8 protein-coding genes are annotated in these 9,592 nt (G+C 44.5%); 4 read left to right on the plus strand and 4 right to left on the minus strand.

Annotation, left to right across the window (positions count from 1 at the left end):
* Positions 1 to 461 precede the first annotated feature (461 nt).
* On the minus strand, positions 462 to 1,463 hold the full coding sequence (locus tag F6K38_RS01685) for an RNA polymerase sigma factor, RpoD/SigA family (RefSeq protein WP_008186003.1): 1,002 nt from the start codon (positions 1,461 to 1,463) through the stop codon (positions 462 to 464).
* A gap of 971 nt (positions 1,464 to 2,434) precedes the next feature.
* Here F6K38_RS01685 and F6K38_RS01690 point away from each other — a divergent pair.
* A complete protein-coding gene (locus tag F6K38_RS01690; RefSeq protein ID WP_071986901.1) occupies positions 2,435 to 2,659 on the plus strand; it encodes a ferredoxin family protein in 225 nt (74 codons plus the stop codon).
* 162 nt (positions 2,660 to 2,821) lie between these two features.
* Here F6K38_RS01690 and cobO read toward each other — a convergent pair whose 3' ends face one another.
* Positions 2,822 to 3,523: a cob(I)yrinic acid a,c-diamide adenosyltransferase gene (cobO, locus tag F6K38_RS01695; RefSeq protein WP_008186006.1), complete on the minus strand. Its 702-nt coding sequence runs from the start codon at positions 3,521 to 3,523 to the stop codon at positions 2,822 to 2,824.
* Between the two features lie 51 nt (positions 3,524 to 3,574).
* Between cobO and F6K38_RS01700 the strand changes: the two genes are divergently transcribed.
* Positions 3,575 to 4,729 carry a DMT family transporter gene (locus F6K38_RS01700; protein ID WP_008186007.1) on the plus strand — a complete coding sequence of 385 codons (1,155 nt, stop codon included), beginning with the start codon at positions 3,575 to 3,577 and terminating at the stop codon, positions 4,727 to 4,729.
* Between the two features lie 34 nt (positions 4,730 to 4,763).
* Positions 4,764 to 6,161, plus strand: a complete 1,398-nt coding sequence (locus tag F6K38_RS01705) for an ATP-binding cassette domain-containing protein (protein WP_287355954.1) — start codon at positions 4,764 to 4,766, stop codon at positions 6,159 to 6,161.
* Positions 6,162 to 6,245: 84 nt separating this feature from the next.
* Here the strand turns inward: F6K38_RS01705 and F6K38_RS01710 are convergent, their stop codons facing one another.
* Positions 6,246 to 6,476 carry a hypothetical protein gene (locus F6K38_RS01710; protein ID WP_287355956.1) on the minus strand — a complete coding sequence of 77 codons (231 nt, stop codon included), beginning with the start codon at positions 6,474 to 6,476 and terminating at the stop codon, positions 6,246 to 6,248.
* A gap of 156 nt (positions 6,477 to 6,632) precedes the next feature.
* Here F6K38_RS01710 and F6K38_RS01715 point away from each other — a divergent pair, with 156 nt between their 5' ends.
* Positions 6,633 to 6,818, plus strand: coding sequence for a hypothetical protein (locus F6K38_RS01715; RefSeq protein WP_287355958.1), 186 nt, complete (start codon positions 6,633 to 6,635; stop codon positions 6,816 to 6,818).
* A gap of 330 nt (positions 6,819 to 7,148) precedes the next feature.
* On the opposite strand, the gene F6K38_RS01720 is transcribed toward F6K38_RS01715, so the two are convergent.
* The gene (locus tag F6K38_RS01720; RefSeq protein WP_287355960.1) at positions 7,149 to 9,488 is read right to left on the minus strand and encodes an NACHT domain-containing protein; all 2,340 of its coding nucleotides are present in this window, start codon (positions 9,486 to 9,488) and stop codon (positions 7,149 to 7,151) included.
* Positions 9,489 to 9,592: the final 104 nt, after the last annotated feature.

The raw sequence follows: 9,592 nt of genomic DNA on the forward strand, positions 1-9,592 counted from the left end.
CCTAAACTATGCTTTGGTTTGTTCCTTTGTTGATCGGTTTATCAACTGTCACAGTTGGCGCTGGTCATAGCCTGAAATTTTGCTGAAGCTTGACTATCAGCTTTCACCCAGCTATTGGTTGACCCTTGCTCAAGCAATAGCTGGGTGACCTTTTGCTGAAATAGGTGAGTCCAGACTCATCTTTTATTCAACCCTTGGAATAATTTTTCGTCCAGGTTAACTTAGAAATTGCTTCTTAAATGGCTCTCCCAGGTTTTTTTACCTCCTCACTCTCCCGTTTTGATGTGAAAATTTTGTGAACTTATCGGTGAACTTATACAGTGATGTCAATTTTGCTCTGACTATAGAAATACTCCAAAGGTCAGAACAGAGATTTCGGTGTTTTTTACATTTCTTTACAAAAAAATAAGTGGTAACCGTTTCTGGCTACCACTCATGCTTGGAAGACAGTCAACCATTAGCTAGCTAGCGATGTACTCCCGGAAATTAGCATGGCGACGCCGTAGCTGTGCTAAGGCTTGATGTTCTAACTGGCGTACCCGTTCACGACTGAGGTTAAGTCGCTTACCAACTTTAGCCAGAGACAGCTCTTTGCCATCCTCTAACCCAAAGCGTAGCGCTAGCACTTCCCGCTGTTGGGGGGTAAGTTCTGCTAACAGCAGATTTAGGTCTTGCCGCAAGGACTCCTGAGTGGTGTAGTTAACCGGTGTTAGACCATCATCTTCTAGCAGCTCAGACAGCTCTGTGTCTTGGTTATCTCCGACCCGAACGTCAAGAGAGATGGGCTGACGAGCAATGCTCAAATATTCCCTAATCTGAGCTGGTTCTAAATCCAACTCTTTAGCAATCTCGGTGGGAGTAGCATTGCGACCTAGGGTCTGGGATAGTTCCCGTTGTACTTTCTTAATTTTGTTGAGCTTTTCGGTAATGTGGATAGGCAGCCGAATTGCACGAGCTTGCTGAGCGATCGCACGGGTAATCGCTTGCCGAATCCACCAATAGGCGTAGGTGGAAAACTTGTAGCCCCTGGTTGGGTCAAATTTCTCAACCCCTCGCTCTAAGCCCAAGGTACCTTCCTGGATCAAGTCCAAGAATTCCATGTTGCGCTTTTGATATTTCTTAGCGATCGCTACTACTAGGCGCAGATTCGCTTCAATCATCTTGCGCTTGGCACGAGTACCTTGGTCTATGGCTTTTTTCAGTTCTGCTTCGCTCTTATTAACGTACGAAGCCCACTCTTCAGTTGTCGGTTCGCGCTCTAGCTCCTGTGCCAAGGTGGCTTTTTCCCCTAAGAGTGCCATCATTTGCTGCACTTGCTTACCATAAACAATTTCTTGCTCATGGGTCAGCAGAGGTACGCGACCGATCTCATGAAGATAGGTACGAACCATATCTGCTGAGAAGGTAGGCTTGGTCGGCTTGGTCGGCTTGGTAGTTTTGGTTTTGGTTTTAGAAGTGGGCATGGGTGAGTGGTGACTCCAAAAACAAGCAGTATAGTAGATTCTGTTGCGGATGTTTACTCCATCAAGTAACTACAATCTCTTTCCCTTGAGATTATTGCGCCATGGATTGCCTTACATTTATTACAAGAGGTATTAACCACCTACCTCCTTCGTTAGAAAGAGATTTAAGGGTAACATTGACGCTCTATACTAAGTCAAGTTTTTCTAGGTTTTGTCTGGGGCTTTCCCCAGCTTAGGTACTCCTACAAGTTGACCAGGCTCTAAAGCTCATTACTCTTGAAGCGTGGGTGTTGTACCCGCCACCCAATCGAAGATGTGGGGTTGATGGATTCCAGTTTCATCTGCCGCTGCCCCCCTGTAGCTATATAAGTATCTATACTTGATATATACTTATATATAATATATAAGGTATTTACAGATTGGTCTTACACAGCGTCCGGAGGTTTGGCTGATCGAGCCTTACTCCTGTAGTAGTTTCCTACTAACCTGGCAGCAACCAGCCTCCCGCAGGTGGTTTGAGGTCTTTAGGTTAATCCCCTTTAGTAATGGTTAAATCAGATTAATTCGAAGTCATTATGATTTCAACATAGCTCCATTGTATTACATATTTAGACCCCGGTAAAGGTGAAAAGGTTCAACAATTGTTTGCTTTGACGAAAAAATAGCAATATCATAGGGACAGAGTCAGTAGATTACATTGGTGGGACGACAGGACCTTGGTGGGGCTTAGGAGATTAAGCCTCAGGTACATCCTCCATTAAAATAATCACCCAATAATCAGGAAATAGATAGATACTCCAAAGTGAGATAACCGAACTGATAGGGGTCGTGATGTCTAGACACGCAGCATGAACTGCCACTGGTAATTCAATAATTGGAAGTAATTGGTTGGAGTTGGCTAGGGGGAACTTAGCTAACTATAGAATTAAGAAAGATCCACATCCGACCAACTAGCGCTTAAAGAAAACACTGTGCCACACACGATTGTTACCGATACTTGCCAAGGAATTGCTGATTGCGTTGAATGTTGCCCAGTGGCGTGCATTCATCCAGGACCAGGGAAAAATGCCCTCGGGAGTGACTGGTACTGGATTGACTTTTCTAGCTGCATTGACTGTGGCATTTGTGTCGAAGTCTGTCCAGTGGAGAAAGCTATTATACCAGAAGAGCGACCTGATTTGCAGAAAACGCCATAATTTTTTGTGACCACCCACGCTATTGGTGTGACAACTATCGCAAAGCATTAAGCAGAAAACTTGGGGATTGTGGAGTGTTGAGAAATAGTTCAAAAATTTCTCCCCTACTCCCCTGGTTAACAGAATTAAAACTTAATAAAAACTTAATAGTAAAACTCACTATTAAAACTCGATACCAGGTTGCGCCTTAATCCCCTGTTCTTTTAAAGGATGCTTGACTAAGGTCATCTCTGTGACTAAGTCAGCTCGTTCAATTAGGGCGGCTGGTGCTCCCCTACCGGTTAAGATGACATGGGAATCAGCCGGTTTTTCGTCTAGTCCAGCCAAAACCTGCTCAATGCTTAGATAGTTGAGTTTCAAGGCTATGTTAATCTCATCCAATAGCACTAGCTTAATGTCAGGGTTACGGATAAACCCTAAGGCGGCATCCCAGGCGGATTGGGCTTTTTCGATGTCTCGCTCTCGATCTTGAGTCTCCCAGGTAAAGCCTTCGCCCATGGCATGGAACTCTAATTGAGGGGGATTGTTATCCGTGGCTACTGTCCAGTGCTCTAAGGCAGCTTTTTCGGCGGGTTCCCAAGCACCCTTAATAAATTGTACAATCACAACTCGGTAGCCATGACCAAGGGTACGCAAGACCATGCCTAAGCCAGCGGTGGTCTTACCTTTGCCATTGCCGGTATTAACCACAATCAGCCCTTTTTGTTTGGAGGCTTTAGCTAGGCGTTGTTCCTGTATCTCCTTGCGTCGCTGCATTTTTTGCTGATATTGCGTCCGCGTTAGCCCAGTGCCAGAGGAATCAGCGGTGTTTACCGATTCTAGACCTTGGTTGGAATCACTGGCAGACTTGATTGTGGTATTCATGGGTTTATGATCAATTCATTTTGAGCGACTCTTTAGCATACAGCATCAAAGATGCTTATTGCTTATATTGCTATCTCTGCCAACACCAAGAAACTTATGGTATCCCCAAAACAGAGGAGTGCTGCTGATCAAGCTATCCCACACCAGCTGACGCGATCGCATAAAAGTCGTGTGAAAATCCCAAATAAAATCTCCATTGGGGTGCTTTTGGCCTTACTCTCTTGCCTAATTTTGTCGTTTCAGAATATAATTATAAATGTAATCTTTAATCAATCTTGGCTCTTTGGTCTACAGAATGTTCAAGTGGGAGGCCTGATGGCTCCTGGTTTTGGCAACTCCCTGCTGATTCTGTGGCTAAAGATGCTGGTGGTAGTACCGCTAATGGCATTTGTGGCTAGGTTACTCTACCCATCGGTATGGCGAGATATTAGGCGTTGTGCTCACTCGGGAGACTTGCCTTTATTTAGCCAGATCGTGGCGAGTAGCTTCTTTTTATTTTTATCCCAAGTGCTATTATACCTATCATTAGGTCTTATTCAACCAGGGGTAGCAATCACGATTTTTTTTATATATCCGATTGTGACGGTAATCTTGACAGGATTGCTGTTTGGTAATCGTACACATCTATTTCCCTGGGATCTATTTAGCCCACATCTAGTTCGTGGTCTAGTCATGGTTGGTGTTGTGGGTGGAGCGTTGCTTATTTCCCTACCTAGTCTTGCAGCTAAGCAGCCCTCTTCTGAATTGGGAGTTCTAGCTGCAGCTGGTGCGGGTTTGACCTTCGCTGTTTACATTATCTTGACCCAAGTCAGTGCTAGAAAGCTCAACCCTATTCCTTATAGCTTTATTAATTTTACATTAATTTTGGTATTTTCTAGCCTGAGCTTATCATTTCCCCTAGATCAATCCTGGCGTTTTTTTGTTGAACCCACCCACAGAATGGCTGTATACCTAAGCTGTCTGGGGTTGGGGGTGATAACCTTAGTGAGCTATCTGGTGCAAAACCTTGCCATCAGGCTCATTGGTGGGCGTCCAGCTTCGATTATCGGGTCAACAGCACCAGTGTTAACTACCGTCTTAGCCGTGGGGATTATTCAACAAGGTTTACGGTTACAGGAAATTATCGGATTGTTTCTGGTAACGTTAGGGGTGGTAACCCTAAGTATGGAAAAATTGCGGCATCAGAGTTGGAAACGATCACAGTAAAGAAAAAATTAAGCGTAATTGGATATTGACCAACGTGGCACAGGTTATTCTGGAAAACGTTTATAAAAGTGTTCCCGCCCGGAAAGGGGATACTGTTGTTGCACCAGTAACAACGGAACCTAAGGTGACAAACAACGAAGAGTCACCAAGCCTTGAAGCAGAAAAGTCTGGACAGACACCTAAAACCCTTAATATCTTGCGGCGCATAAATCTGGAAGTCAACGATGGCGAGTTTATGGTGCTGGTTGGTCCTTCAGGCTGTGGCAAAAGTACTCTATTGCGGATTATTGCTGGACTAGAGGAATTGACTGCGGGCAAAATCTGGGTGGGGAACAGACAAGTTAATGACTTACCACCCAAAGAACGAGACATCGCCATGGTGTTTCAAAATTATGCCCTCTATCCCCATCTGAGTGTCTATGAAAACATTGCGTTTGGACTCAGACGAACTGGCTATGGGCAATTCAACACGGCAGAAGACTCTAATGGGAACTCTAATAGTGTGCATTGGGGAAAGAATATGCCACCGCAAATCAAGCAAGGGCTTGTGGCTACAGGCATGTTGAATGGGGAAGTTCGCTCGAATCTGGAAAATGTGTTAACCACAATGACGCGATCGCTTCCTCGGGAACTGCGATACCTCTCCGAACGAGAGAAAAAGATTGATCAGCAGGTTCGCAAAGTAGCTAAGTTGCTACAAGTAGAACACTTGCTGAATCGATTGCCAAAGCAGCTGTCTGGGGGACAAAAACAACGGATTGCTCTGGGACGGGCAATTTCCCGTAATCCCCAGGTGTTTTTAATGGATGAACCCCTATCTAATTTGGATGCTAAACTCCGGGCAGAGACTCGCAGCCAAATTGTGAAACTACAGCGGCAGTTAGGTACAACTACGATCTACGTCACCCACGACCAAACGGAAGCCATGACTATGGGGGATCGGATCGCGGTTATGAAAGACGGTCGCATCCAACAGATTGCTGCTCCTCTAGAAATCTATAATCAACCTGCTAACCGGTTTGTGGCAGAATTCATTGGTTCACCACCGATGAATTTTATCCCTGTTGAGGTGAAAGCCCCTCGGGTAGTGTGTAATTCTCAGTTCCGCCTGACCCTTCCAGAAGTTTGGGAACCCATACTGCACCAGTATGATGGTCAATCCTTAACCTTAGGAGTTCGTCCGGAACACATGAATATCAGTGCTCCTGCTCCCAAAAATTTGGTGGTTACCGTTGATCTAGTGGAAGCTCTAGGGAACGAGACTTATCTATCCGTGAGTATCCCTGAAGACTCTAGCCCTCTTCAGGTCAGAGTTCCACCAGATAAAATTGTCAGAATAGGTGACGAAATTTGGCTGTCCATAGACCCAGAGAAGATTCATTTATTTAACCCCCATGATGGGATGGCGATTACTAAGTCCTCTATTAGCTAAGCGATCAGCTATCAGCTATCAGTAATCAGCGGTCAGTAATCAGCTGGCTCACCGCTGATTGCTTACTTTTCGGCGGGTGTTGCGTCAGTCAAAGAATGAATAGGAGTAGAGCGGGCATCCTGCCCGCGCCAACAGTACTCGAACGGGCAAGATGCCCATTCTACCAACATCGGTGTCTGGGAATGTAACGGGCAAGATGCCCATTCCACCAACATCGGTGTCTGGGAATGTAACGGGCAAGATGCCCATTCCACTAACATCCCTGTTCCATGGCAAGGAGAATTCTTCCCGACTCCCGATTCCCGATTCCCTCAAAAATTTTTTACAAAACTTTTCAAAATATGCTATAATAATATGTTTTTTGTGCTACAATGAAATTGTCCACTTTAAAATAAACGGTAAGAGCCAGCCTACGGATATTCCTCAGGCCAAGGCTGGCTCTGGCTCCCACTTAAAGGAGATACACTCATTATGTACTATGGTCTAAGCCTATACCCATGGGTACTGGTGAGGCTATTGCCACCCATGCCACCAGTGGTTTTCGCTCGGTTTGACAACCTTTGTGATGCCAAGAGCTATGTGCAGGCTCTGAAACGGCTCATGCCTGATGCTAAGTTCCTTATTTTTTTGGATAAAAGTCTGCCGATGGATCAATAAAAATAGGGAGTTTGGGAAGTGGCCGTTGCTAAATTCTAAATTAAGGAATGAATAGGAGTAGAGTGGGCAGGATGCCCGCTCGAAAATATAGCGATGCAGCGCGGTCTTGGGGAGCCAGTGCGGTCTTGGGGGTCTCCCCCATGAGCAACTGGCGTGGTTTCCACGGGGCTTACAAGGTGCGGACGCAGGTTCCGCACACAGACCCAAAACCATGAGCGACTGCATCAAGACATTGAAACTGGCAAGATGCCAGTTCCACGCCTGATGCCCATTCCACCAAGATGCCGGTTCCAAAAAACTTTTAAAATCATTCCATTATTAACCCCCACACTAGGTGCTCGCAAAGTGCTCCCGCAGCAAATCGTGGATGAATCGATAGCGTCCACCGACTTGCTTGATCAAGCGGCGTTCTGTGGCATAGCTCAGGAAATCAGCGTAATTCCAGGGAATTGAACCACTGCGCCAGAGAATGAGGCGGAGGACGAAGTGCTGAATGACGGGTTTACCAGGAACTAAAAAGGCAAAGAACATTGCCATCCCAGAAGCACCAATTAACGGTCTGATTGGTTCAACATTCTCTGCCGGAACTAGATTAAGTGATACAGACAGCAAGAAAGTTCCAGCAAAAATAATTAAACTAAGAATAACGGTATTTTTAGCGGATTCTTTAATACCCTGATTGGGTTTTTTTCTGTTTTTTATTTCTTCTCCAGTCAGCTCAAAACTCAGCCCATCAAACAGCACTCCCATCATAAAAAGTGACAGCCCAATAATCAGCCCAAAAATCAGCCCAACAATCAGCCCAGCAATCAGCAAAGCAATCAGCAATTTAATCAGCCCAGTTATTCCATTAATCACCCCTATATTCAGCCATTCATTTATTGCCAAAACAAGCCCAATAATCTGCCCAATAAACTGCCCAAAAATCAGACATTCAATCATTAGCTTCTGTTTTCCTTCTTTCCATGAAAATTTTATAGTTTCAAAAAGATTTATATTCTTCATGTCATCAGGATCATTAATTACCCCAGATTTTAGCGTAATATGCACAAATTCTATCACAAAAAGCAACCAAAAAAACAGCCCAAGAATAAGGCACACAATCAGATTAATAATCATATTACCGTCACCAATCAGCCCATAGATCAGCCCATTGATCAGCCCAATTCCCAGCGATAAAATCAGCAATGTAATCAGCTTATACAACCACTTTTTTATGGGAGTATTCAACATATCGGGCTGCATCTTTTCAATCAAAAACTCGGTTTGTTGTCGCTCCTTCAATTGTTTAGCAAGCCAGCCTAACCAGCGCCTGGTATCCTCTTCTGAATAACCTCGACGGTTATCGGATTCCTCTAGTTTACGGTCAATGTAAGCCTCAAATAACTTTTGACGGCATTCGTTCTGATAGTCTTCCTTTGCCTTAGGATCCTTAAAATGTATCCCTAGAAAAGATCTTCCTACTCGCTTCAACCCATCCGGATAAGCAACGGGAATTAAATGTAATAGTAAGGGCATTCTGGCTAACTCTAGCAACCCATCTGAATCTTGCTGAATTCCTTCCCAGGGGCGATCCTTGAACCCCTTTAAATAATTTTCTATCTGCTGATCCGTCAAAGGTTGCAAACAGACTTCTCCGCGCATATCCAGAATTTGCTTATCGGCTTCGTACTCTTCTTTACGACAGCAAACCACAATTTGAGGAACGTGTTTGACAAACTGATTTAATTGCTGAACACATAACTTCTGTCGCTCTAAACCCAACTCATCCAAACCATCCAGAAGAGGTAACAACTGACCGGTGGTAATCCACTCTTGAGTAATGGCTTCGGGGAGATTATAACGAAACTTTAAATAAGCTGCTAACCATTCAGCAATGGGCTGGTTGTTATCTTTCCAATCAGAAAGTTCAGCTATAATTGGAATAGGTTGGTCTGGCTGGTCCTGGGCACGTGTAATTAAATCCTTGGCCAAATCCAACAGCATGGTGGTTTTTCCAGAACCAGGCGCACCAAGAATCAACAGTTTCCCGTCAATATCGTGTTGGTTAAATACCTCAATAAGCCTTTGACCTGGTTCAGACTCCGTAGTTACTCGCCAAAACTTGGGCAACCTTTTCAACCTTGGAGGAGAATTGCTAGGATTAACGGTAATTTTTTCTGGACGACCCACTTGCTCCCTGTGGTCTGCCATTACCAACTTAATCAAGTTGTCATTGTGCAGGGAGTCATCAAGGCGCATGTTAACCTCAGCTGCCATTGCTCCCAGCAAGTCCTTCCGCCATCGCTGTAAATTTGCCTTTGGAATTTTTCTAGATATTGTAGTTTTTAACAAATACCCAATTGTCGGTAGGGCAAATAAGTAACCAATACCTAAAATCCAGTAGACTTGTTGGAACCACTCGCTATTCTGTTGTGCGGATGGTTTAAAAACTAAATGTCCTCCTGCAAGAACTAAGACTCCATAAATTGTGCATAGAGCAATTACTATTATTCTCCGAAGGCGAGTATTTTGCTGGTCAAAGCGATTGATCAAAAGTGCGCCAAGAGAGGGAAGTAGTGCTAGTTCTACAACGAGTAGTATTTGAAGGACATTGGGATTGGTCAGAAGTTCAGCAAGGTTCATGTCTGAAGCGACCTCTGTTTTATCACTCTCTGAGATTTTAACCAATTAGCATCGAGAGAGCCAATAATATAGCAATTATATATGCCATGAAGTCCAAAGAGATCCCCCTAAATCCCCCTTATCAAGGGGGACTTTGAGGTTGAGAAGCG

The organism is Moorena sp. SIO3B2 (assembly GCF_010692525.1).
Classification (GTDB): domain Bacteria; phylum Cyanobacteriota; class Cyanobacteriia; order Cyanobacteriales; family Coleofasciculaceae; genus Moorena; species Moorena producens.